At 46.5% G+C, this 26,105-nt stretch carries 14 protein-coding genes; 3 read left to right on the top strand and 11 right to left on the bottom strand.

Features of this window, described 5'->3' with window-relative positions:
- The first annotated feature begins 166 nt into the window (after window positions 1-166).
- On the top strand, window positions 167-2,311 hold the full coding sequence (locus DWW23_RS06110) for an outer membrane beta-barrel family protein (protein WP_122352395.1): 2,145 nt from the start codon (window positions 167-169) through the stop codon (window positions 2,309-2,311).
- 639 nt (window positions 2,312-2,950) lie between these two features.
- The gene (locus tag DWW23_RS06105; RefSeq protein WP_122352394.1) at window positions 2,951-3,439 is read left to right on the top strand and encodes a DNA-binding protein; all 489 of its coding nucleotides are present in this window, start codon (window positions 2,951-2,953) and stop codon (window positions 3,437-3,439) included.
- A 147-nt stretch (window positions 3,440-3,586) separates the two neighbouring features.
- Here the strand turns inward: DWW23_RS06105 and DWW23_RS06100 are convergent, their stop codons facing one another.
- From DWW23_RS06100 to DWW23_RS06070, 7 genes are all read right to left on the bottom strand, one after another.
- On the bottom strand, window positions 3,587-5,314 hold the full coding sequence (locus DWW23_RS06100) for an endo-alpha-N-acetylgalactosaminidase family protein (protein WP_122352393.1): 1,728 nt from the start codon (window positions 5,312-5,314) through the stop codon (window positions 3,587-3,589).
- A gap of 233 nt (window positions 5,315-5,547) precedes the next feature.
- Window positions 5,548-8,589, bottom strand: coding sequence for a glycoside hydrolase domain-containing protein (locus DWW23_RS06095; protein WP_122352392.1), 3,042 nt, complete (start codon window positions 8,587-8,589; stop codon window positions 5,548-5,550).
- Between the two features lie 20 nt (window positions 8,590-8,609).
- Entirely contained in the window at window positions 8,610-10,118 is a 1,509-nt protein-coding gene (locus DWW23_RS06090) for an endo-alpha-N-acetylgalactosaminidase family protein (RefSeq protein ID WP_122352607.1), read from the bottom strand.
- A 94-nt stretch (window positions 10,119-10,212) separates the two neighbouring features.
- Window positions 10,213-10,701, bottom strand: coding sequence for a hypothetical protein (locus DWW23_RS06085; protein ID WP_122352391.1), 489 nt, complete (start codon window positions 10,699-10,701; stop codon window positions 10,213-10,215).
- A 30-nt stretch (window positions 10,702-10,731) separates the two neighbouring features.
- Complete coding sequence (locus DWW23_RS06080) at window positions 10,732-12,591, bottom strand: RagB/SusD family nutrient uptake outer membrane protein (protein ID WP_122352390.1); 1,860 nt, start codon at window positions 12,589-12,591, stop codon at window positions 10,732-10,734.
- Between the two features lie 22 nt (window positions 12,592-12,613).
- On the bottom strand, window positions 12,614-15,982 hold the full coding sequence (locus DWW23_RS06075; RefSeq protein ID WP_233564273.1) for a TonB-dependent receptor: 3,369 nt from the start codon (window positions 15,980-15,982) through the stop codon (window positions 12,614-12,616).
- 212 nt (window positions 15,983-16,194) lie between these two features.
- On the bottom strand, window positions 16,195-17,079 hold the full coding sequence (locus DWW23_RS06070) for a FecR family protein (RefSeq protein WP_122352388.1): 885 nt from the start codon (window positions 17,077-17,079) through the stop codon (window positions 16,195-16,197).
- A 661-nt stretch (window positions 17,080-17,740) separates the two neighbouring features.
- On the opposite strand from DWW23_RS06070, the gene DWW23_RS06065 reads away from it, so the two are divergent.
- The gene (locus DWW23_RS06065; RefSeq protein WP_183669466.1) at window positions 17,741-18,301 is read left to right on the top strand and encodes an RNA polymerase sigma factor; all 561 of its coding nucleotides are present in this window, start codon (window positions 17,741-17,743) and stop codon (window positions 18,299-18,301) included.
- A 651-nt stretch (window positions 18,302-18,952) separates the two neighbouring features.
- Here DWW23_RS06065 and DWW23_RS06060 read toward each other — a convergent pair.
- The 4 genes from DWW23_RS06060 to DWW23_RS06045 all read right to left on the bottom strand — a co-directional run bounded on the left by DWW23_RS06060 (window position 18,953) and on the right by DWW23_RS06045 (window position 26,025).
- Window positions 18,953-20,608, bottom strand: a complete 1,656-nt coding sequence (locus tag DWW23_RS06060; protein WP_122352387.1) for a glycoside hydrolase family protein — start codon at window positions 20,606-20,608, stop codon at window positions 18,953-18,955.
- A 197-nt stretch (window positions 20,609-20,805) separates the two neighbouring features.
- Entirely contained in the window at window positions 20,806-22,665 is a 1,860-nt protein-coding gene (locus DWW23_RS06055; RefSeq protein WP_122352386.1) for an FAD-dependent oxidoreductase, read from the bottom strand.
- A gap of 16 nt (window positions 22,666-22,681) precedes the next feature.
- Window positions 22,682-24,589, bottom strand: a complete 1,908-nt coding sequence (locus tag DWW23_RS06050) for an FAD-dependent oxidoreductase (protein WP_122352605.1) — start codon at window positions 24,587-24,589, stop codon at window positions 22,682-22,684.
- 38 nt (window positions 24,590-24,627) lie between these two features.
- A complete protein-coding gene (locus tag DWW23_RS06045) occupies window positions 24,628-26,025 on the bottom strand; it encodes an FAD-dependent oxidoreductase (protein WP_122352385.1) in 1,398 nt (465 codons plus the stop codon).
- Between the last annotated feature and the right edge of the window lie 80 nt (window positions 26,026-26,105).

Raw genomic sequence — 26,105 nt, 5'->3', positions numbered from 1 at the left:
TCATGCAAACAAATATAGGGATTCTCCGGCTTGCCGCCTGCCGCTTTAAACCAAAATAACACAGTTTCGGACGAATGTTATTTAGTCTTACCAAATGCAAGCGTTTTTTGGAACTGTTCAGGGCCCTTTCTACCTTTCGTATAAAAATCACGAAAAGCACAAGAACATGAAAAGAATCTATTACCTGTTATTGATAGTCAGCCTGCTTCCACTACCCGCCCGGTTATCGGCACAAAAACAGACTAACGGTAAAGGTACGATCCTGGTGAACGACAGCATCACACTGGAACTGCCGGAGATATTCGTCAAAGCCGAACGCCCGCTGGTGAAGATGACCGAAGGAAAACTCCAGTACGACATTCCCAACCTGATGAAAAGCAAACCGGTGGACAATGCGTTCGATGTCCTGGGCGAACTGCCGGGCGTAGAAAAGAAAGGCGACAATATCTCGCTGCTCGGCACATCGGGCACGACGATCATCATCAACGGCCGGAAAAGCAGCATGACGCCGGAACAGTTGGCCGATATGCTGAAGTCGACCTCTTCCGATAAGGTGAAAAAGGTGGAGGTGATGTACAGTACTCCGCCGCAATACGGTGTACAGGGTGCCTCCATCAACCTGGTCATCGAGAACGACAAGAGCCTGAAAGATATCCTGAAAGGGGAAGTGTCGCTGACGGGGGAACAGGGGTATTATTTCTCACCTTCGGGACGGATGAACCTGTCGTACACGGGAAAGAAATATACGACGGACTTCTCCTACTCGGCGGGCTACCGGCACAGCCGCTCGACGGAAGATATGCATGCGGAACCGACCGTCGACGGACAGAGGTACGATATCCTGCAAAAGAACTGGTCGGAGAACAAAAGCATCGCCCACAACCTGCGGGGTGCTTTCGAATATGACTTCGACAACAAGGACAAACTCTCGGCTTCCTACACGGGACGGTATGTACAGGACGGACCCGCTTCCCACCGGGGAGGACGGACGGAGTTCACAGGCATCGAAACGGTAAACACCGCCAACCGGACAACCGGACCGACCTCCCTCCACAGTGCACGTATCGATTACAACGGCCATAAGAACCTGAACGCGGGTATCGACTATACCTTCTACAAAGATAAATCGTTGCAGGAGCTGGTCAACAATTTTGAAGACAACACCGACCAGGACAGACGCAACGAAAGCCGCCAGCAGACGCAACGGGCCAATATCTACCTGAACCATTTCATCGTTACCGCGAACAAATGGAAACTGTCCTACGGGCTGGAGGCTTCGTTGTCGGGGACGGACAACAAGGCGGAAGCACTGCTCGACAACACGGAAGAACGCGAAGGGACATTCGACCTGACGCAGAGGGAACATTCGGTCGGCGCTTTCGGTGGTTTCTCGCGTTCGTTCGGAAAGAAGCTGACACTGGATGCTTCGCTGACCGTCCGGTATTACAAGGCTTCGATCGACTCGGCGGGAAAGAAAAGTACGTTATGGGACAGGGCGGACCTCTTCCCTGCCCTGTCGCTCGTTTACCGGATCGATCCTTCCAACATGTTGCAGTTCTCCTTATCGAGCAACCGGAAGTATCCTTCTTATTGGGCGACTACGCCGAATACTTATTATATGAATGTTTACAGCGTGATCAAAGGCAATCCGGAACTGAAACCGGAGTTGAACTATTCGATGCAACTGACCTATATCCTCAAAAACAAGTATGTGCTTGGGGCCTTCGCCAATTTCCAGCCGGATAAAATACAACAGATGTCGTACCAGTCGCCCGACCGCCTGCAATCGGTCTTCCATACGATCAACCTGGATACGCACAATATGTTCGGACTGATGGCGGTCGTTCCTTTCCGCGCCGGCGAGGTGCTTAGTTCGCGGCTGACACTGATGGGCTTCGGTATCCACGACAAAGGGACGCTGGTCGATGTCCGTTTCGACCGGAAGAAGCTCTTCGGGCGGGCCATGCTGACTAACACGATCTTCCTGACCCGCGACAAAAACCTCTCCCTCGACCTCACGGGCTATTACTGTACGAAGGTGATACAGGGCCTTTACGATATCGACCCGCTCTACAGCCTGGATGCCGCCCTGGTATGGACGCTTCCCAAACAGAAGCTCCGCCTGACCCTCAAAGGCAACGACCTGCTGAACAGCCAAAAGCCGCTCACCCACATCGACCAGCAGGGTCAGAAGAGCCGCATGGAACTGTTCCAGGACAACCGTTCGATCTTGCTGACAATCCGTTACAGCTTCGGCGGCTACAAGGAAAAGAAGGTAAAGGCGGTGGATACGTCACGGTTCGGAACATAGAAAAAGGTGAAACAAGTATTTAGGCACGGATTTCACGGTTTTAGAAATATTTGAGCCTATCCGCCTATAAGCTATCAGTCATAAATAAGGCCTGCTTAGTTACAGGTTCATTTGCCGTCAGTTTTAACTGACGAATTAGTAAATGATCTATCTCTTTGGACTTTAGTCCCATTTTGAAACAGTCTCTCTCTATATAAGAGAAATGTGGCTAAAGCCCAAAAAGGAAAAACAACTTGTAATCCGTCAGTTAAAACTGACGGCAAATAAACCTGCAATGGCTAAGTAACTTTGATGAGGGCATGCAAGGATGCATGCGGAATATACCCGCCATTTCATCCATGTGGAATATCTTTTGAAGCAAATGGGGAATGAGAAAAAAATTAATAAGTAACGGAAACACTTTCAGGGATGAAATATAATCCTACCTTTGTGAATAAACAGGCAAGATATTTCGCATGAAAATAACCAGATGCGCATCCGGGCAAAACGGGATGCGCATGTAGGCAAAATTAGATGCGCATCCATTTATAACCGGATGCGCATGTAGCCGAAAATAGATGCGCATCCGGTTATAAATGGATGCGCATCTGGTTGAAAAAGGATATTTTTCTCATTGTTTAATCTAAAAACACTAGTATTATGACAAAGTACAGATTAAGAAAAATCAAGAATCCCCAGAAGAAAGACGATCCGGGAAAATGGTATGGTGCCCCCATCACCGATAACCGTTTAAACACACGTGCCGTATGTAAGATCGTGACACGCAACACGACGATTGCTCCCACGGAACTCGAGTCGAGTTTCAACCTCGTTTGCGACGGTATCCCACCTTTGCTCCAGCAAGGCAATTCGGTACAATTAGGGAGCCTGGGTACCATTCGCCTTTCCTATGGTAGCCAGGGCGTAGAGAACATAGACGATTTCAATACCTCGATGATCAAAGACGTGCGCGTCATCTTCACCCCTTCCAAGGAGTTGATGAATGCGATCAAAGACGGGCTGACATTCGAGAATGCAGGCGTGGTAGCAAACAGTTTCACCTTCGCCAGCGTTCAGGATTACAAGAACTACGACGTGACCAAACACGAAGAAGGCGGCGGAGGCAGCGACAGACCGGAGATCGAATAGAAAAGATACACAAGCAGAACACGCAGAAAAACGCAGACTTTTTTATTAATAATCAATATAGTCTGCATTCTTCTGCGCTCCGTCTGCGTAGTCTGCGTTCCTTAATTTCGACTTTTGACATACCTTCAAGGCCGGGATGCAATCAGTTTATCTGGTAAGCGACTGTCCTGCCGGAACGATCGAAACAGCCTCTCCTTTCCCTAACGCCAGCTTGAGAAGTCCGTTGTTCACAGGTATTGCCGATAGTTTCCGTGCCGGTTCGTTCATGGAGATGGAATAAACATCTACGGCACCGACCTTCTCCCACCCTTCCGGCATCAGCCAGCTATGGCTTTCGTATCCGTCGCCGGAATAGGCGATGATCTCGTTGTCGTTCCAAAGTGCCGGAACGAACAGGTTGTCGTTCTCACGCAGGATGAAATCGCCTTTACGGATGATGTTCTTTCCGTCTTCCACACGGGCAACGACTCCCTCACTATAATACAGGGCCTCATCGACAAAGGCAACCCGCTCCAGGCGGCTCAGGTAATACCAGGGCAATGTCATGGTACAGAACTGGGACAGGAAGCCGGGTAGATTGGCCAGATCTTTCTGGAAAATCTCCTCTCCCTGCATGCTGGAACCGAAACGGAAATCGCCCTGCCCTTCCCGGTGGGTACGCCCCCTTGCCGACAAACGTTCGGGAATCTCCATCTGGAAGTTCTTACCATCCGGAAACCACCACGACATCGGTTGAAGACCGACAAAGCCTTCGCCGGCAGGATGAGCCCAGAAAATGCCCTCGCCCGTCACGTCGAAGCCCTTTTCCCGCCAGTATTTGAATATCTTCCGTTGTGTTTCCACCTCTTTGTAGATGTCGATGCCTCCGTTTTCGGGCTTGGCATGCCAGGGACTAAGCGGACGGTTCTCCGGTTGCCAGTACGCCATAAAGGCGTCGATATGGATGGTATGGCCGTCTTTCAGTTCGGGAATCATGTCGATCAGATGGTCGATACGGGGTTTGGCAAAGCCTTTCTCCCACTCTTTCGTATAGCTCAGATGATAAGCTTTATGGCCTTTGACGTATTCCCAGATAGATTTCAGGTTGCCGTTGGCATCGCGGGCGATAATATCGTTCTTGATGTAGGTATCCCACAGGGGGCTTTCCTCAAAAGCATCGACCATATTGATGTGCAGGCTGATCGTTGTGTTATAGGCACGCGCTTCACGGATCAGCCAGCGGAGGCTTTCAAGGGCGGTGGCATCTTCTTCCCGTTTCAGCTTGGGGTTGACGATACTCCAGTCAGGATAGAGATGGTCGTGACCACCCCGTTGCCAACCGACCAGGTAGATGATCTTGGGAATACCGCGTGTCAGATTATCCACTCGTTTCACGACATCGAGCGCGTGGCCGAATGTACAAAGGCGGGACGGGTCTTCATGCTGGAAAATCACGTTGTTCGGATCGGGTTCGTTCAGTTCGCCGTCGTACCCCATAAAGAGCTTCAATACCAGTGTCTGGTGATAGTCGCGGTAATACGGAGCGACAACGACTCTTTTCTTCGCCTGGTAAGTCGCGCCGTCTTTCTGGTAGACGGCAGTCACTTCTGCCAGTCCGCCGTCCTTCGGGATCAACTGATCGCCGGATAAAGCGATAACTTCGACATTTCCGCTGGCACTGACCGTACGTACGGACAAAGCAATATCGGACAAAGGAAGATCGGTGGTCTTTCCATTGGAATAACGACCGGTAACATGAAGAGTTCCCCGTTCACCCGGATTACGGACAGGGTTCAGGGTTTCCTTATCCAGCCGGATAGTAATCTCCTCCAGTTTGTTCTGCATACTACAGGACAGACAGAACAGGGTTGTTAGAATATAAAATAGTGTCTTCATAAAATAATTTGTTTACACAGAGTTATATAATAAAAGAGAAAGATATGAGCTATATATCCAGTTTGTATTAAAGAACGCAGATGACGCAGACGAGCGCAGATAAACGCAGATAATATATTGTTTTAAAGAAAATAAAAAGTCTGCGAGCATCTGCGTATTCTGCGTCCCCTAATGCGATCTGAATAGACTCACATCTGACAATATCTGAACCGATTGGCATTCCTATTGATACCTTATTCAGATACAATGATCAGCCATCCGTGTTTCGGATCGACCGGGATCAGATCGGCTGGCGTAAACTCCTGTGCTTCCTGAAAGTCGGTAACAGCCGGAGCCTGCATACGGACAGACGACGGATTCAGACCTAATTGCTTCCAGTCGATATTCAGTTTAACTTGCTTCTTTGCTCCGGAATAGTTACCGATCGAGAGAAGCGTTTTGCCTTTATTCACGTACGCCGTTACTTTCACCTCTTTATCCGAAGTGGTTACAGCTGGATTCTTTTCCCAGAAACCGATCATCTGTGCATCCATGATCCCGAAGTCATCCCATAACCTCCAGATATATTGAGGATCGCAGGATACCCCTTCCGTCAGCCAGGGTTGACGAACGGTCATGCCGTACTGCATGCCCAGCCATTTATTACCGCCGCCATGCAACATATCCCCCATCAGACCGAACGGGATACCGGAGACTTCCACCAGCCAGTTTGCCGGAGACATCTCGTCATACATAAAGCTTTCGCCGAACCAAACCTTATCCACATAAGGGAAATATTCCGCATACTGGGTAGCCGGTCCGCGTGAGAAACCTGTATTTGAATGCAGGTCGATGATACAACCCGGCTTCACTTCTTCCATCGCATGACGCATCCGTTTCAGCATATCTCGACCGAAAGCGACATCATCCAGGTACAGCCCGTCGATACCGGTATGCTCCACCAGCCAGGCTAGTCCTTCCACATAATAATTATACCAGCGGGAATCGCCCGTTGCTGTCAGGACGGAAGCATCGGCTGCCACGCCCAGCTGCTGGTCTTCCAGATGCTGATACCATTGAGGAGTATAATCGGTTACATAATGCTCCCGGCACCAGGGGAAACCGCCACCGTTACCACCTTGCAGTATCTCGTCTCCCAGACTGCGTAAGGCCCATATCTCAGGGACTACATTCGTCAGTTCACGGATCGTATAATAAAGTTTCACCTTACAACCTTTGCCGTGCCATTCATCCACAAAGTCTTTTATCTTGTCGGCCGTAATGAACGGATAGTTGATGAACGGGTTCAGCGCGTTGGCATGGTGTACGTTGATGATCTTAATACCGGCGTCGAGGTTCTCCTGTCCCGGGGTCGGTGCTCCGCCATTATGGTAATAACGGTCGATAAACTGGCCATGGCTATTCACTTTCTTTACCGGGGTGATCAATAAGGCAAAATCGAACGTCAGGTTCTCGCCGGCTTTGAGGGTACGCTCGCCGCTGTATGCAGTAGCCGTTGTCCGGTTTCCGCTACGGTTGATGCGGAAACCGCCCTTGCCGTTGTTATACCAGCTTTCGGGATAAGCAGGACGATAGAGGTTCAGCAAAGGGCCGGTATAACTCGCTCCGCGTAATTCGCAATGAATACCGGCTTTTTCGGAACCACACCAGAAACTGTCGAAAGGCCATAACCAGGAAGTATTTTTGGAGGTAGGGATAGATACGGCGTAATCATGTACCGTCTTTCCCTGTGTCTCCCAGCCTCCGGAATAGTTGGCAGGAGTCTCCTGTCCAGGTAGGCCCAATCCCATAAAATAAGGGGCTGCTTCGCTTTTCATCGGTATCTCCAGCCGGATATCTTCGATCTGTAAATCCTTTTTGGGAGTGACGGAATAAACGTAGTTGATCCAGCCGTCAAACTCCATCGTACCGTTGCAGATCAGTGTCAGATCATCGTCTTCAGCTTTCCAGCTACCCGACATTTTTCCTTCGGATTGTCCGGTCAGGTCGACGGTTCCGTTCAGTTTCTTTTCTCCCGAAGAAGTACGGATGATAAAGCGTACGGGAGAAGCCAGCAGTTCATGCCCCCAGGAGTCGACGGAGGTCGGCAGGGCGGTCTGCATATCGAGCGATACCGTACGCCCCAGACAGGAAATACGATTGTCGGACAGAGACATATCGGTATATCCCTCTGTCGGTTTGTCACTGATTCCTCGGGTAGAATTGAGCCAGCGCAGGCGGCTATGACGCCAGAGTTCGTTATCTCCGCGGTCTGCCAGCATTTTACCGGACACTTTCAACTCGATATCCACAGGGACGACATATCCTGTTTCGTCTGAAACAACAATAACGCCTTTATAAGTGCCGCCGGGTTGGTCTGCTTTCAGGTCCACCCCGAACCACAACGGCTGAACTGCATCGGGTGCTACGCTCACCTTTTTGGTAAAAGGTTTTCCCAACGGATTCACTCCGTTTATATTAAAACAGGTAATAGCTTCCGCCGGGATCACATTGTTTCCGCTTTTTAGGCCGGATGTTTCATAAGTAATGCTTTTCAGTTCCTGGTTTCCCGCCCATATACCCAACTGGAACGCATAATATTCGTTGGGCATGGCAGCTCCTTTAAACAAAGAACGGTCCTGACCTTGCAGCCATTTGTAAGGTACATTCGTTTTCATCCGCACAGGGAAAGAACGATCCTCCGGAAAGACCAGGAAACGGCCGGGATTGGCTTGCCTGTATTGCTCTTTCTCGCCTGCTGAGGCCGTTACTTCCATCGGGAAGAAGCTGTCGAACTGCGTACGCGATTCCACGCGGGCGATCGTAGCTTCCGGAAACTGTCCGTCAGAAGAGGCGGACGATGTAGCAGACAGCCATTGCCGGTCAGGTGCTTCTTCCTTCGGATAGTATCCCCGGTGATAGTTCCCCCAGCCTTCCTGTACGCGGTAAGGCAGATAATAGAAAAAATAGGTTCCCTTCTTGCTGACGGGACCGAACAAGAGTTCACATTGCTCGTTATCCACTTTCAGCCTCTGGATATTTGGGATCGTATCCCCTGTCTCCGCATCGATTATCAGAAAACAGCGATCCTCCACCTCTTTATCCGGACGCCGCCAGTCGAAAGAAAGTCTGACGGCATCGGCCGGGGCGGCAACAGTCAATACTGCACGGTGATTACCCAGAGCCTCGCTCCACGGAGTCTCTGCTACGGCATAAGAGTATGGAGCCTGAACGGTATTCCCACCACAGGAAAATCCGAGACAGGCAAATAAGATAGACAGTAATATATGTTTCATGTTATTAGAATTTTAATAGGCTAAAAACCTGATTTATGACATCCGGTAGAAGGAAACACAGAGACAGCCTCATCCGGTTCGAGCGACAGGCGGACAGATCCGTCGGTACAGACCTCGCTGGTTTTATAAAAGATACCGGAAGGCGTTATCTTATAAATATCCACGCTGTGTACGTCCGACCAGTCGGGTGGCAACTGCCAGGACTTACCGGAGTAGCCTTTTACGGAATAAGCCATATACTCACGACCGTCACGCCAGAGAACCGGCATAAAGAGATCGTCCTTATCCCTTAACAAACGTTTGTGATGAATGATAGTCGAATCTTTAAGCGAAGCGGTCAGGTCATCGTTATAATAAACGACACGATTCTCGCCTTTCCCTGTCAGTTTTTCCCGTTTGTAACGGTTCAGATAGACATAAGGTAACGTTCCCGTATAAAACTGGTAACGGTATTTGTCTATCCAGTTGACGTCAGGTAAAGAACCGTTTTCCAGATTACCGAAGCAATCTTCGCCGCGTCCGCTCATACCGAAGAGGAAGCCCAGTTGGAGCTGTTCTTTCGTCAGGTCCGGGAATTGTTTGGCAAAGAGATAAGATGCACCGCCGGTTGTCAGATAAGCTGGATATTTCATATAGTCTGCTTCGGTCGCTTCAAACCACAGATACCACGGGGTCAGCCCGATGAACAGGTCTTTGCCTTCCCGCAGGCGGTTAAAACTTTCGTGAGTGACGTCGATACCTTTTCCCCTGAAATAACGGAATATTCTTCGCTGATAGCTCTCTTCCTCTTCCCACGAGATCTTTTCATACGGGTTGTCCCGCACGAAGAAAGCATCGATCATGATCGAACCGGCCTCCCCGATACAAGGCAGTAATTCCAGTAAGACATCGATCCGCCTGACAGCATAGCCGCTCTCCCACTCGTTTTTATAACAGATCTGGTAGGCTTTACGGTTGTTCCATACCCCGATCTGCATCGGTGTCCCGTCGGTATTCCGGGAGATAAAACCCTTGGAGAGGTATTCATGCCAAAGCGGACTGTCATCGTAAGCGTCCGTCATATTCACATGGACACTGATACAGGTATTATATTTCTTTGCCTCTTCAGCCAGCCAAAGCAAAGATTCCCGCCCGGTAGCATCGCATTCCCTTTTCAGTGCGTTATTCACTTCAAACCAGGCCGGATATTTATCGTCGTGCCCGTTATATTGCCATCCTACCAGGTAGAGCGTCTTCGGGAGTCCCCGTGTGACAGCATCCATCTGTTTTACCAAGGACAGGACCTGTTCAAAGGTATAACAAATAACCGGATTGCCTTTCTCATCCGGATAAGACAGCATGATCTTCATTAGCTGCATCTGATGATAGGCATGCATATAAGGCTGTTCGGGACGCATCGTTTTCGTCCAATCATATTTCTCTCCGGAAATATTCCGCCACGATTCCGGGGAAGTGCCCTGGGAGAACAAAGAGTGCGTGGCCAACAAAAAGGCTAAACACAATAATCCGAAATGAGTTTTCTTCTTCATATTCATTTTACATTAGTTGATAGAGAAAAGGCTGTCCGTCCCCATACAGGTAGCGGACAGCCTCAGGATTTCAGATCTAAGGGTATAAATATAGTTACTTATTCAATGCAGTAACCTGGATTGTCCAATCTTTTTTCGTACCGTTGGCAGCTGTCACCAGATACCTGCGTGTGGCAGAAAAATCACCGGGTGTACCTAATGTCGGGGCACCGTCCTGCGGAGCAATAACTGCCGCAGTGGAAAGGTTGAACTTTCCGACCAGGTTAGTCAGGGTAACCGTGTTACGGATCGCTTCCGTAAAAGGACCGTCGGCTGGAGGTACCGTGACCGTACAGGTGATCGTACCGGTTTCGGCGTTGATAACCTTATCGGATACAGTCAGAGTGACTACTTTCACGATCGGTTCTCCGTTGATCCATTCATCTGTCGGATCTTTATAACGAAAGTCGAACTTCACATCCGTGATATTGGCCTCTTCAAAAGCAGGCAGATCATCCAGGTTGCCTTTCAGACAGGAAGAACATACCAGGACAAGCATTAACAACAGACTACTCTTCATCAGTTTTATCATATTCTTTTTCATACTTCATTTGTATTAATGATTAATCATCTATTACCAACCCGGATTCTGAGGACCTAAATTAGCGTTACGGTCGATCTGTCCTTGTGGGATAGGAAGGAGATAACGACGGTCTTCACGGAACTCGCGGATATCATTGTCACCATGAGTCACCTTACCAACATAGAATGATTTACGGTCATTCTTAATTTCAACATAAGTCGGTATTTCTGTAAATCCGGCAATCTTACCACCCGGTGCCACACCGTTATTGGCATATCCTCCGTGTTTACCCCAACGTAGCAGGGTCCAGTAATAATCGTTTTCCATCGTCAGCTCACAACGACGTTCCTGTTTGTAGAACTTCCAGGCCTCTTCCAGGCTATTCACCTGTTTAGCCGGTAATTTACCATGAACGGTACGGGTCTGGTTGCAGATAGCTACAGCATCGGCATAGTTGCCCTCTCCCATTCCTGCCAGCCACAAGATGGCCTCGGCTTTGTTCAGCAGGACGCGACCATAGCGGGTTACCACATAATGGTAATTAGTCGGGGTTCCGGCCAGAACACGAGGTTCCACATTATACACGCCTTTACGCCAGTAATAATTGGTCAATCCCATATGAGGCCCTAAACCACCGTTCACCTTACGCCACAAGTTACCATTCACAGTCAAATGAATATCTTCATTCCACCAGGTCGTCCCATCGTACACGAAAGTATCATAGAAACGGGCATCACGGTTGCTATACATAATCTCGTTGATAAGCTTATCACTTTTCGTATTTCCATAAAACAATACTTCTGCCTTTTCCTGATCGATCGCCCAATCAGGAGCTGAACCCTGAACAAGCGTCACATTATTTTTGAACTGGGTCGATTCGTTCCAAACCACCCCCTGTCCGGTCGCTTCATCAATAACATCATAGCCGTCCACCAAATTTTGTGTAGGAGCCCACCATAACCAACCGATAAAGGGCTGTCCGCCATTTGTCTGGAACAACGGACCGCAGCCGTTCTTTACAAGGTTGTCATTATTGGTATTAGGCATCACATTCTGTAGCGGTGCTATGGCATCCGTATTTGTATTAGCTTTATCCCGGTAGATAGCAAAAATGATCTCACTGGAATAAGGATCTTTTTCATTGAAGATATTTCCATAACTGGTTCCTAAAGAAGCACCTTCCACAGCATCAGCTGCAGCAATGGAGGCTTTCAGCCATTCCTTCTTTTTTGCAGCGTCTGCTTCGTAAGCGGCAGCCTGCAACGCTATTTCCGACTTAAAGGCATAAGCCATATTACGAGACAATTCCCCTGCTTTTACAGAAGTAGGTAAATCAGGAATAGCAGCATCCAGATCGTTCAAGATATAAGTATAACTTTCCGTTGTTGTTTTTGTAGTAGGCATCATCATTCCATTACTAGCCGTATCAGCCGGAGCCAATACGCGATCGACCCATACAAAACGTCCCATCGTACGAGCCTGACGGTAATAGAGCAATGCACGTAATAACTTGCCTTTCGCTATCAGATCTTTAGAATCTGCATCCGAAAGACCTTGCCCTATATATTCAGTCGCTTTCTCGATAATCAGATTGCAACGGCGAATATTCCCGAAGTCCCCTAATCCTCCATCACCACTGTACCGGTCCATCTGTTCACGAACGAAACCTATTCCTCCGTTGGAATGAACAGCATTACCTGTACGTTCTTCCCAAGTTGTCTGGTTTCCGTTCACATAACCATACATCACATTACTTATCGTTCCCGTAACAAAAGCATCGGCTGTCGATTTAGATCCCCATACGGTTGCTTCATCATACGTTTCAAAGGGTTGAGTATCCAACACATTACAAGAAGCAACTCCCAGTAAAAGCGATAAGGATGCCAATGATACTATATTCTTTAGTTTCATAAGTCTATTCTTTATTTAATGATTAAAATCCAAGGTTCAAACTAATGGCATATACACGTTGCATCGGATAATCATAGTTGTTTGTACTACCATTTTCCGGGTCAAAGCCATATTTCGTAGCAGGTGAAATCGTAAATAAATTCTGACCACTCAACACAACCTGACATTTATAAAGCCATTTGATGTTCTTCAACAATACTGAACGAAAATCATAACCCAACTGAAGCGATTTCAAACGGATATAACGTCCGTTGACCAACCAAAAGTCGGAGGTAACATAGTTATTATTTCCATTCACACTCGAGTTCATCGCTATTCTTGGAAATTTAGCATTCGTATTATCCGGCATCCAATAATCCATCTGATAAGGATACACCATAGTATAACCACCGGTTGATTGTCCGCGTACCACATCTTCAATATACATGTCACGTGAAGTTGCTCCCTGGAATAAGATATTGGCAGAAAATCCCTTCCAGGAAAGATTGGCATATATACCATAGTTGCCGCGCGGAAAACTATTTTTCCCGATACGCCACTGGTCGGCACCGTCAATGAATCCGTCACCATTCATATCTTTATAAATGATATCACCGGCAACCAGATTGGAAGAACCGTCGCGACGGGGTAAATTCAATGTCTGATCAGAGTTCTGGTAATATCCCTGGTTCGTATAACCCGTACCATAATATCCGGTCTGCTGAACAGCTCTCAGATAGGGATTCTTCTGATTTGCCAGGTCTTCGTCCCAGGCAACGGCTACCAACTGATCGAAATAAGTAAAGTTAGCACCTACCTCATAATTGAAATCACCCGCATGGTCTTTCCAGGAAAGATTAAATTCATAACCGGCACGGCGGTGTTCGCCATTAGACTTCACTTTCGGAAGAGATAATCCCAACGGATCTGCATAGCCGACATTAGAAGGTGATGTTAGAAAACCTGTCGTTTTCATATAAAAATAGTCAAAGCTACCAGACAGACGTTCTCCCAATGTATTAAAGTCGAAACCAATATCTGTAGAGTTAATCGTATACCAGGTTATATCGTCACTGATCAAAGCTCCCTCGCTGAAAGTCGGAACAATTTTACCATCCAATACATAACCGCGTTCTGTCAAACCATAAGATGTCAAATAGCTAAACCGGCTTACATCTGCCATCCCGACCTGGCCATAACTGGCACGAAGTTTCAGGAAATTCAATATATTACGTTCTTTCAACGGCCTGAAAAAATTCTCTTCCGATACAGCCCAGGCTGCAGATCCGGAAAAGAAATTACCCCAGCGGCGATCTTTCGGAAACAAGTCACTGCCATCATGGCGTAAAGAACCTTCTATATAATATTTTTTCTTATAATTATAAGAAGCCCTGGCCACCAAGCCGGCACTTCCTCTTTCCCATTCATTACCACCGTTTTCCATTGTATCAGAAGGTCCGGCCCCCATCTGGTCGATCATAAAAACATAATTTTTACGTTTGGCATCGAAACCTCGTCCAAAAGCGTAACTTTGCTCATATCCCAATGTGGCTGATACGTTATGCGTTTCGCCCAAAAAGGAACGATTGTAATCTACAAAGTACTGCATTGTCCACATACGATTGTTGGAAGTTGTATATTGCAAGCTAACAGGAAAATCCGGCCCTTTATTTCCCTCTAAATCATATTGGGGAGCAGTCTTGTTCCATTCTTTGGTATCATACATTCCAAAACGGTAATTACCTCCCACTTTTACCTTCAATCCTTCCACACCGTATACATTCCATTCGGCATTAAAAAGACCGGTAATCATCTTGTTATCAAACTTAAAATAACCGGATTCAGAAGAGACTTCAGCAACGGGATTGTCGTATCCTACATAGATCTGTCCGTCTTTATTATATGCTAATCCCATAGGTCCCTGATTCTGGATGTGTCCCCAGGTTTGCCAGTAGCCGGTTGAATATTGGGAACGTGGAGTTTGCATAGTCGAAATATAACCATCCAAACCAAACGTCAGTTTCAATCCCAGATCCTTAAACTCCGATACTTCATTCATTCTGACATTGTATCTTTTAAACCATTCCGTATCGGCTTTGTACATCGACTTCTGGTCGTATGCCTGAAAAGAAACATAATACTTATTAAATTCCGAACCACCACGTACAGCCAGCGAATGCTTAGTTTCCGGAGTTAAATTACGCAGCATGATCTTTTGCCAGTCCGTATTCGGATAATTATACGGATCAGATCCCGTACGGTATTTTTCGATTTCCTCATCTGTCCAGCGAGGTTCCAAACCATACAGATTACGTACAGTATTATCGAATGATGCCCGTTCGTATGAATCCAGTTTCTTTTCCAAATAAGTCGGTTCACTCCAACTCTGGTTAAAACTATAATCTACACGAAGACCTTTCAAACCATTCTTCGTCTTCACCACTAATACGCCATTTCCGGCACGTTGTCCGTATACGGCAGCAGCAGCGGCATCTTTCAAAATAGACATTGATTCGATATCGTCTGAGTTCAAATTAACAAAGTCATTATACTCTGAAACAAATCCGTCGATAACAACAATAGGCGTTCCGCCACCACGAATAGAAACCGTGGATTGTTTATTCAAACCACCACCGGCTGAAGTAACGATCAAACCTGTAGCACGCCCCGCCAACGCATCTGTTACGTTAGCAACCGGTACGTTTTTCATTTTCTCAGCATTCACAGTCGAAACCGCTGAAGTAAGATTACGTTTTGAGTTGGTACCGTAACCGATCACAACAACTTCTTCCAGTGCTTTCGAGTCTTCCTTTAGTGTGATATTCAATGTTGTTTTATTACCTACAACCACTTCCTGTGTCGTGTAACCGATAAAAGAAATGACTAAAACCGGAGACTTTAGATCTCTCAGATCCAGGGAGAATTTTCCGTTCATATCGGTCGTTGTACCTATACCTGCCTGATCTTTTACCAGGACATTGGCACCGATAACTGGCTCGCCGAAGTCGTCGAGAATCGTTCCGGTAACAATCGTATTAGGTTGTGACTGTTGCTTTACTTCTTCTTTCTTAAATAAAACGATATGTCTGTCCGTTATTTTGTATCCCAACGATTTGTTACGGAGCAGTACTTCCAATACTTCATCTATGGATTTGTTCTTCAGATCGACGGAGACTTTCTCATCCAGGTTCACCTCATTCAGTTTATACACGAAGGTAAACTCTGACTGGCTCTCTATGGAATTTAACACCTGAAGGATCGTTCCATTCATTTCAAGGTTCAATTTTGTTACCTGGGAATAGGATAAGGCGGCTGTGGCTTCCCATAAACAAACAAAGAGGAACAATAAGGCTAATTTCGTTACTTTTAAAACTTGATCGCGTGTCTTATGAGAAATATTTCCCTCATTCATAGAGCTTTTTGCCCCATGAAACACTCTAATTAAATGTTTATTCATACATTTGCAAAATCTAGTTGATTATTTATGGCAATTGGTAGTTGCCGTTTACTTAAATGATCTGCGCTTAGAGCATAAATTGGGGATGTTGGTAGCATTCCCAATTTTTTAAACTGTTTTACGTACTGTTCATGGTCTTCAATTAATTTTTAAGGTTCAACAATCGTTTATCTGATATACACATCCCTATCCTTTATCTCAAATTTATATCTCATCGAGATTTGAAGGATAGACAATATTTCCTCCAGCGACTCCTTATGCGTAAATTGTGCCGTCAGGAATACATCTTTCATTGATTCGTTTTTCAAATGAAACTTCACACTAAAAGAACGTTCCAGTACACTGAGGATCTCTCCGAATGTGATTTTTTCGAAAAAGAAGTCACCTGTCATCCACGAAGTATAGGAAGAGGTCCTTACCGGACGTACTTCGATACTTCCACTCTGCTTATCGAACAGTGCCTGTTCACCCGGAATCAAAATCTCATCGGGTGTCGGGGTACTGTTTGTATCAGTATATAATGCAACCGAGCCTTCAACCAGCGTCGTTTCGATCAAATCCGAATCCGGATCTGCCCAGATATTGAATTCTGTTCCCAGAACTCTCACATGCATGCCATCCAGGTTTACAATAAAAGGTTTCTCTTTATTCTCAGTTACATCAAAGAACGCTTCACCCGTCAACTCAATCTGCCTTGTTTTACTATCAAACACTTCAGGATACCGGATATGTGAATTTCCATTCAGCCAGACAACGGTACTATCCGGCAACAAAACCTGTGTCTTTGAACCTATCATGGAAGTAACCTCCAGATAAGCCAGCGGCCTCGGTTCCGTATACATCTTATATAAGAAAGAAGAAACGATCAGCAAAGCAACCGAAGCAGCGATCGATGCATATTTCCAGACGGAAGAAACACCCATTATGATCGTATCCGAATTCATTACCCGCTGCCATAGTCTATCGTAGACAACATCCGGTTCTGTTTTAACCGGTTTAAACCGAATGCGTCCTATAATCTCTTCGTCTCTTCTATTTTTTATATCCGACATCTTTTTTTATTATGATAATTATCCTGTTCACTTATATAGATGACAGCTTCCGGAAAAAACCCTAATAAAGAATTTCATTTTTAACATTTTAATGAAAGGGGCAGAAAATTATATATACGGATATACACCTTTCGGCTTTTTTATATATATTTGTTTCGTGCTTAAAAAGCAAAGCGTTGCGGCACATTCACATGTTAAAAACATAAGCGTTAATGATATTATCCTAAATACGAAATCTAGACAATTTCATAGTAACCGGGTAGTAGACAACAAACGCTCATGTTCTTTATCTTGTTATATACGTACGTATACCCATGGGTGTACCTATATATCAAATAAAGAGCGTGGGTATGTTGTTTGTATCGGTTACTAAGGTAGTCTAGAACCTCGTATTTAGGTACATTCAACAGTTCCCACGCTTTCTTTATGTTCAATCCGGACAGGGAATTTTCGGATAAGCAAATAAGGTCTACCTTATGAAAAGCAAACGTCCATCATTGATTCATCCTATATATCCATTTGATTTACAGGAATATTACTCTGCCATTTATTTTATTAAAAACACAGAGAACAAACTGCACGTAAAAGAAAAGCCGTATATTTACTCCTGTAAAAACTGCTTTTTCCTTTGTATCGAGATAAACCACTGAACGCAGTACGTATGAAATTCAAAATGAGCGGATACACGAAATCATCCTTGATTGATAAAATCACCAAGGGGGACGAAAAAGCCTTTCGTCTGCTTTTTGACATGTACTATCAGCAGTTGTTCCATCAAGCTTTTTACTACCTGTCATCCAAGGAACAAGCTGAAGAAGCGGTATCCGACGTATTCTTTATTATATGGAAGAAAAGAGAGACGCTGGATAAAATAGAAAATATTGAAAGCTACCTGTATACCTCCGTAAAACATCAGGCATTACATTATATCCGCCGGACGAACGAGCCGGAAAAAGCTCCGTTGGATCTGTACCATATCGAAGTAATACCGGACAACAATAATCCTGAATCCAAACTACTGGATGAGGAGCAACGGGAACTGATACAGAAAGCGATCAACTCTTTACCGGAAAAGTGCAGGGAAGTATTCAGATTGTTTCTTTCCGATAAACTTAAACAGAAAGAAATCGCCACTTTGCTGGAAATATCACAAAAAACGGTGGAAGCCCATATTGCTACCGGCTATAAGAAAATACATGCTTATCTGAAGAAAAGGTATTGACTTATGAAATATAATATACATACAACTCTCATTCATTCCGACAGGCAAAATGTCAAATGTGTCAAAATGCTATTTCAACCTATGTCTGGAACGATTATACCAGCAAAGGATGGAGCTGATGAATTTTACTGTATTCTCCGAGGGTTTAGGTTTATCAAACAGGATGCTTTATGACAAAACAACAGAACAGATAGATAACATTTACCCCTATATTATATCCATTTATTTTACAAATCAGATATTTCCATTACTTATAACACTCTATTTTCTAACTTTTTCACAGACACTCCAGAGATAAATACTGCTAGAAAACATACTATTCAAGCTAAAAAAAGCATCAGTCTATCCTTCGCGCAACTACTTTTAACACTTTTTTCGTCTTAAACGAATCACCTACTCATTTAAAATGAAAAAAAATTCGTTTTAAACGAACTGACTATTTTTCCAAAATTTGTTTAAGAAAACGATTCCGGGGAATATTTGTTAATTATTGTAACCGAAAAAATTCTAAAAGCATTCTTCCGGAAGATCACCCGTAACCCATTCAGCAATATATCTGACATATTAATACAGAAATAGGAAATACGAAATCATTTTGCCAAGATCAATTTTCAGTAAATAGAATAACCTATGGCTATATTCAAAATAAACTCATTCAACCGGGGTAGTCTGAAAAGTGAAAGTGGATACGACATCGTCCGACGTACGGATAGTCAGGACAAAATCGTATGCTTTTCCTTTCTCAAACTTTATTTTAGGGGTTAGTGTCACATTTGTTTTGCCATAAGGGGACAGAGAGGTCAGTTTTGTTTGCCCGATCTCCTTCCTGTTTCCATCCTGAAGCTGTTCCAGTTTCAGAACGGCAGGTCCGGAGGCTACCTGGCCAAAATTCTCCACAACTACATTTATATTTTGGCTGTCAGAAGCAAATACCGGTAGACGGGCAGAAAGGATCGGGTCGTTATAGCTGATCCAGGGCAAACGGGCATATCCGTAAAGTAATTTGCCGGAAGTCGTTTTTCCCAATAATTTAGGGGCGAACTCTTCGGCCGTTATGCCGTTACCCTTTGCATCGAAAGTGACGATCAGGTCTTTCCCGTCATTCTTCGTGCTCTGTACCCGGCAACCTCTGCCATGATTGACCTCGGTAGATGCACCGAAACGCAAAGAAGCCAGGTCGATATCCGTCTGCGGGTTAAAACCTTCCTCGGCAGTGATCTTTACACGGATCGTTTTTGTTTTATCCGTAATCGGTTTCGTATCGAGAACAGTCAGTAAGACACCCGGATTCAAGGGAATGCTGATATTCTTGGAACTGTGGTTATCGTTCGGCAGATCTTCGTTCTTCAATGTATCGATAACTGCAAAATTTGCCTGGATAGCACGGCCGTACTTATCCTGAAAAATTTTGATTCGTTCGTATTTGAACCAGTTCTCCACTTTTCCATCTTCATGGAAAGAGACTCCCGGCAGATAAGCTTCTCCCGGATCGGTTATCCAATTGACACCATCTTTCGAACGTTGATAAAAGGCGATACGGCCCAGCCAGTCGTTTACGATCAGGTGATACTGGATATGGTCGCGCCACACGACAGGATCTTCAAACTCACCCTTTACCGGAGGATATACTCGTTTATCCGTAATCTGGTTGTAAGGGGAAAGTCCGGTTTGGCTGATCCATACGCCCCCTCCCCGGCAAACCATCAGAAAAGAGCCGTCCTCACGCCGGGCGAATGTCAGGTTTGAAAGGCCCTCTATGATCCGGCGGTCGCGGTTGTCGAAATCAAACTTCTTACGGGTCCACGGACCGTTCAGGTCATCCGCCAGATAATAACCGTCGATGACATAGACGACCACACGCCCGTCTTTCAGGCGGAAGGCTTCCGGATTATGTCCCGGTCCGATCGTATCTTTGATGGTGAAAGGGCCTGTCGAATTGTCGCATACAGCATGATAGACTGTCGAGTTAGGCCAAAACATATGCCCTTTCGGCGAGTTCTCCGGCCATCCGCAGACATACAGATGGTATTTGTTATCCTTCTCTTTCAGGATATTACCACCCCAATAGGAACGAACATTGTCTTCAATCCCGTTATCCACATAACGCGGAACCACCTCTTTGGCTCCCCAGACATCGGCACTCAGTTTTCCGGCAGGCATGGGAAGAAAGCGGTCTATGAACCGGGCACCTTCCACCAGGTTATCCCATTCGGCAGGACGCGGCCTTTCGGTTATCTGCGCAGTCAGACTTTGCGTTCCGATACAGAGAGCGGCAGATGTACACAATAATAAAGAATAGAGTTTCATAGTATTAATTATTAAGCTTTTAATACCTCAAATGTATAACTTTTATATATTGTATACAGCCGGTTATATGAAAAAAAACTACGCAAAGGTTTGCGTAGTTCCTTCTCCCGGCAGACCTGAGACAGGTGAGCAGCATAACTAAGCCAGCCACCTGACAGAATTATATCAGGTGGCTGGGAATATATAGCTAAGAAATACTATTTGACAACCGGTTTCTCCTTCAATGTTCCTCCTTCATTATACGTTTGGTTATTAGGCAAACCTTTCTTTCCGGTACCGTCTTCCATCAGTTTCTTCAACTCGTCCAAATGGGATTGATAGACGTTTCTGGGCTTGACACCATATTTTTTGCAGATAGAGGTAGCCATTCCGACCACTTCCCCCATCATTCCCGTTGTACGCATAACACGGACAGTTCCCAAAGCAACATGAGTCACGCTTATATTACGGCCTGCCATAAACAGATTGTCGATATTCCGGGAATACAGGCAGCGGTAAGGAATCGGATACGGATAAATATTGATGTGTTTGGCAATCGATTTGAATTCCTGCCCCGGGAAGTTCTTCGTGTTAGCGGGGTCGGGATAGTGTAAATCGATACTCCAGGTCGTAGCGGCTGTCCCGTCTTCATGCATCACGTATTTACGGAGGTCGTCTTCCTTCAATATATAATCTCCCATCAGACGGCGGGACTCACGTTTGCCGGACACATAGGCGACCCAACCCAACTTACGGTTACGGTATTGGGAGTTATCCTTCATACGGTTTTTCAGGTAGTTCCAGTTGGAATATACGACCAATAATCCGTAGTCACGTATGCGTTCGAAATCTTTTATCTGGTCATAATTCATTCCTGTCTCCCAGGTCCATTCTCCCATCATCACCTTTTCGCAATTCTCTTCATTAAATTCCACACCGTAGTTGAAGTGAGAAAATGCAGAAGGCTTTTTATTATCGACCGAATACCATTGGACCGATGCACCCATTGTCATTTTATCCGGCTTCTCCGGTGCGGTATTTTCACCGAATTCTTCCCGGCTCTCACGGCCCATACGATAATCGGCACCTGCCAGGTAACCGATCGTTCCGTCACCTGTACAATCCGAGAATAAAGGAGCCTTAAATTCGAGTTCTGCGCCGCTTTCAATATGTTTGGCCACAACCGAAGTAATATTATTGCCATCCTTCGCGACACCGATAGCACGATAATTGAGGTAAAGAGTTATATTCTTTTCGTTTGCCAGCCAGTCCAGCTTCTTCCGGTCTTCGTAATAATCCGCCGGTTGTGCATTTCCTCCGCGAGTCGGTCCAAATTCTTTCTGCAGGTTTCCCAGTTCTTTGTAAGGACCTGCCTCGATACGGCCACCCAGATGTACACGTATCTCCGAACTGTTGTTACCTCCGACAACGGGACGGTCGTTGATCAACGCGACCTTGCATCCGAGTCGGGCAGCAGATACCGCCGCACTCATCCCGGCAATCCCGGCCCCTATGACAACCAGGTCATACTGTCCTGCGAGAGCCGGGGTATCAGGCAGACCCAATGCCTCGCGCCGGAAAGCTTCCAGCTCTTTTACATCTGAAGGCGGCACTTTCCCCTCTTCCGTCGTAAAATAGATTGCATCGCAACGGCCGTCGAAACCGGTCAGGTCCTGCAGCTTCAGGACAGTCTTCCGATCCTTGACGGATATTTTCCCGGCAACCTGCCACATCCAGGCTGAACCTTCGGCTCCCAGGGGAGAAATCAACTTTTTGTTTCCGACAGACAGGCAGAACTTGCCGGGGCCTTCCCCGTCTTTCCAGGGAGAAGTCCAGTTATACGTCCGGACATAAGCATAATAGGTTCCTGTTTCGGGGAAAGTCACTTCCGTATAAGCATCCTCCACCGGTTCACCCATGCCATGTGCCAGCAGGTAAGGCGACCCCATCAGGTCCATGAACTGCTGGTCGACAACCCAACCGCCTTTATGAGTGAAGCTCTCGGCTTCGACGAACAGATCGGCGGCACGTATCGTTCCAAAACTCAATAATAAAAAGAATGTCAGTACTGTTTTCATGATACATATATTTACATTAGTCTAATTTATCAGCATCGGGAAAGCCGGGTTTACCCACACCCTGCCGCATCAACGTCTGCAAATCCGGCAAATACATTTCATATATCCCTCTGGGATACGTGTCGAACTTTTTACACAACGAAGCCGCCATGCCAACCACTTCTCCCATCATTCCACCGGTACGCATCACCCGTACCGTTCCGAGTGCGACATGGGTCACGCTTATATTCCGGCCTGCCATGAACAAATTTCCGACATTTCTCGAATACAGGCAACGGTACGGAACTGCATAGGGTTTTATCTCCTGCACATCACAATAGGACAGGAACGGTTCTTCGTCCATTCCCGCAATCGGTTTAGGATAATGCAGGTCTACTCCCCAGGTCGTCGTAAAGGTTGCATCTTCATAAGAAATATTCTCCAGCAAATCCTGTTCACGCAAAACGATATCTCCCAGCAAACGACGGGACTCACGTTTTCCGCCGATATAAGCGACCCATGCCAATTTCTTTCCGGCAAACTGTTCTTTCTTACTGCTTTGATTTTTCAGAAAGGCCCAATTACCGTAAACGGCACGAAGAGCATGGTCTCTGATATATTCAATCTCCGTGATCTGATCTCTGTCGAGACCGGCTTCCCAATCCCAGTCGCCCCGCATGGCGGGAACACAGGTTTCCTCTGTGAAGCGGATAGCCCACGGGCAATCAGGGAACCCGGAACGGTCAGGCGCATCCTCCGCATACCATTGCACAGACGTTCCCATGACCAACCGGTCGGCTTTTAAGGGAGCTCTGGCTTCACCCGTTTCATCCTTGCTTTCCCTGCCTACCCGATAATCGGCTCCGGCAAGGAATCCTACTTCACCATCCCCCGTACAATCAGCAAATAATCGTCCTCTAAAGATATATTCTTTTCCGGAAATAATGCTTTTCCCGATCACAAAAGTAATCCTATCCCCTTCTTTTCTAAGATCATACACCTGCATATTCAGGAATAAGCTGAGGTTTTCCTGCCCCTGCAACAAAGATTGTTTTTTCTCATCCTCATAATTTGTCGCCGGGCCTGCATTATGGATTTTCTTTTCCGGGTGACGCTGTAAAATCTCCCGGATCTGTTTACTTCTTGTCGACGATGGATCTTGTTTCGCTTCCCAGTCGTTCCAATGCCCCACAACGCCGAACTCATCAAGCAAATTGCCCAGGTTAGGGTACGGCTGGCTGGCAATCAGGCCGGAAAGACCGACACGGACTTCCGAGCTATTGTTCCCGCCCAACACCGGACGATTCTGTATCAATGCGACCTTACAACCCAGACGAGCAGCACTGAGAGCTGCACAGCATCCGGCCATACCGCCGCCAACGACAACCAGGTCATATTCACCGGCCTCTTCCGGTTCAGCAGGCAACCCCGACATCTTCCGGCGAAAATCAGCCAATTCATTTCCTCCGTCCGGGGGGAGTAAATCCTGCGAAGATGTCAGAAAAACAGCATCGCACCTGCCTTCAAAACCTGTCAGGTCATGAAGTTCCAGACTGTTTTCACCGGCCTTCAGCAGGACCGTTCCTCCATCCTGCCAATGCCAGACCGCCTTTTCCGTCCCGAAGGTCGTACGCAAGGCTTTTCCATTCAACAGCACTTCAAAACGTCCCGGAGAACCGGGCTTATCCCATTGCTTCACCCAATCCCTGGTTCGTACCCAGACACGATACTCACCAGCCTCCCGGACCTGCAGGAGAGTCGAGGCATTTTCCACCGGGACTCCCATTCCGTGTGCCAGCAGATAGGGAGACCCCATTTGTCCCATAGACTGGTTATCCAGAACCCATCCGCCTTTTTTGTCAAAGCTTTCCGCTTCTATGAAGAGGTTATCCGCTTTTAAACAAGGAGAGAGTATCAAGCATATTATAATCCACCATTGTTTCATAAAAATCGACATTTATTATTACTAATAACATAAGAAGACTATAAGATCAACTGTCCTTCTTCTTTCAATCTTTTCCTCAGATACGAAGTATCTATCTTATGGACGTCATTCCCGGTCTGCTTAACGGCATGTACGGCAGCCATACCGGCAGCTTCTCCGGTCACCAGGCAGCAGGGCATCACGCGGGTACTACCAAAAGCCTGCTCATCGGTCGAGATACAGCGCCCCGCCGTCAGCAGGTTCTTAATGCCTTTAGGGGTCAGACAACGGTAAGGTATGCCGTGCGATTCTCCTTTTTTATAATGCTCGGGGGTATGTTTGCCACTATGAATATCTATATAGTAGCAATTACGCCCTATTTCATCTTCAAAAGATTTCCGATCCCTCCAGTCATCGACCGTAAAGATATAATCGCCCTCGATCCGGCGACTGTCCCTCACTCCCAACAAAGAGGCGGTCTTTACCACAAAGGCATTGGCAAACGTCGTAGGACGCACATCTTTCATCGCTTCCAGGTACTCCACTGCTTTCCGGCGGCCTAGTACCATCGCTTCCGAGACAGCCCACGGATCGGTCGTATCGACATCCATATGCCCGGCATTGCATTGAATGACATCCGGACCTGCCAGGTTATTACAAAAATGGGTATCCACCAACGGATATTTACCCGAACGGACCGCTACATAAAGCGGTGTTTTCTCATCCTTCCACCGATAGAGGGTCGGACCGTTCATATAGTCATAAGAATCTATATTCGCGAAAGAAAAACACAGGCTGGACTTCTGAACAGCACCATCATCGCCATATCCGCGCCTGAACGGAGCACCTGCCCAGGCTGCCAGGTCCCCATCTCCCGTCGCATCTATATAGACCTTGCTTTTAAAAGCGACAAGCCCCGCCTTATTCGACACGACGATCGCATCGACCGTATCATCCGACGACATTTCCACTGCTGCCAGGCGGGAAAAAAACAGAACCTTAGCTCCGGCCTCCATGACCATCCTGTCATAAACGGTCATCAAATATTCGGGATTAATGCTCACCCAGTCGAGTTTATCCGCCGGTTCATGGGGTACTCCTTTCCGGGAAGCTTCGAATATTTTCTCTGCCAGTCCCCTGTATATGATCTTTTCTCCGTCGGAAAACGGGCACCAGGCAGGGACCATACCTGATGTTCCCATTCCTCCCAACTGCCCCATCGCTTCTATCAATAGAGTCTTCGCTCCTTCGCGGGCGGCGGAAATAGCAGCCGTACATCCGGCCGGTCCTCCTCCCACGACGATCACATCCCACCGGTCATCGACCTTTATTTTCGGACGTTTCAAAGACAAACTCTTTTCTTTTGAAACCTCTGATGCCGGGTACGCAATAGCAGGGACAGCCATTGCCATAGCCATCGCACCTGCCTTTTTTACAAAATCTCTTCTATTACTCATCATTCGATCCTGTTTTTCCGTTTTTGTATCAGGAAAGAAAAGGTATTTTATCTTCCTTTTACGAAAAATAAAATACCTTT

The sequence above is a fragment of the Parabacteroides sp. AF14-59 genome, from assembly GCF_003479515.1.
Classification (GTDB): domain Bacteria; phylum Bacteroidota; class Bacteroidia; order Bacteroidales; family Tannerellaceae; genus Parabacteroides; species Parabacteroides faecis.
The sequence above is the reverse complement of the archived record's forward strand: the minus strand, read 5'-3'. Positions and strand labels throughout refer to the sequence as shown.

Coding starts and splice junctions, on each gene's coding strand:
- DWW23_RS06110 (WP_122352395.1), top strand. CDS start 167: ATGAAAAGAATCTATTACCTGTTATTGATAGTCAGCCTGCTTCCACTA.
- DWW23_RS06105 (WP_122352394.1), top strand. CDS start 2,951: ATGACAAAGTACAGATTAAGAAAAATCAAGAATCCCCAGAAGAAAGAC.
- DWW23_RS06100 (WP_122352393.1), bottom strand. CDS start 5,314: ATGAAGACACTATTTTATATTCTAACAACCCTGTTCTGTCTGTCCTGT.
- DWW23_RS06095 (WP_122352392.1), bottom strand. CDS start 8,589: ATGAAACATATATTACTGTCTATCTTATTTGCCTGTCTCGGATTTTCC.
- DWW23_RS06090 (WP_122352607.1), bottom strand. CDS start 10,118: ATGAAGAAGAAAACTCATTTCGGATTATTGTGTTTAGCCTTTTTGTTG.
- DWW23_RS06085 (WP_122352391.1), bottom strand. CDS start 10,701: ATGAAAAAGAATATGATAAAACTGATGAAGAGTAGTCTGTTGTTAATG.
- DWW23_RS06080 (WP_122352390.1), bottom strand. CDS start 12,591: ATGAAACTAAAGAATATAGTATCATTGGCATCCTTATCGCTTTTACTG.
- DWW23_RS06075 (WP_233564273.1), bottom strand. CDS start 15,982: ATGAATGAGGGAAATATTTCTCATAAGACACGCGATCAAGTTTTAAAA.
- DWW23_RS06070 (WP_122352388.1), bottom strand. CDS start 17,079: ATGTCGGATATAAAAAATAGAAGAGACGAAGAGATTATAGGACGCATT.
- DWW23_RS06065 (WP_183669466.1), top strand. CDS start 17,741: ATGAAATTCAAAATGAGCGGATACACGAAATCATCCTTGATTGATAAA.
- DWW23_RS06060 (WP_122352387.1), bottom strand. CDS start 20,608: ATGAAACTCTATTCTTTATTATTGTGTACATCTGCCGCTCTCTGTATC.
- DWW23_RS06055 (WP_122352386.1), bottom strand. CDS start 22,665: ATGAAAACAGTACTGACATTCTTTTTATTATTGAGTTTTGGAACGATA.
- DWW23_RS06050 (WP_122352605.1), bottom strand. CDS start 24,589: ATGAAACAATGGTGGATTATAATATGCTTGATACTCTCTCCTTGTTTA.
- DWW23_RS06045 (WP_122352385.1), bottom strand. CDS start 26,025: ATGAGTAATAGAAGAGATTTTGTAAAAAAGGCAGGTGCGATGGCTATG.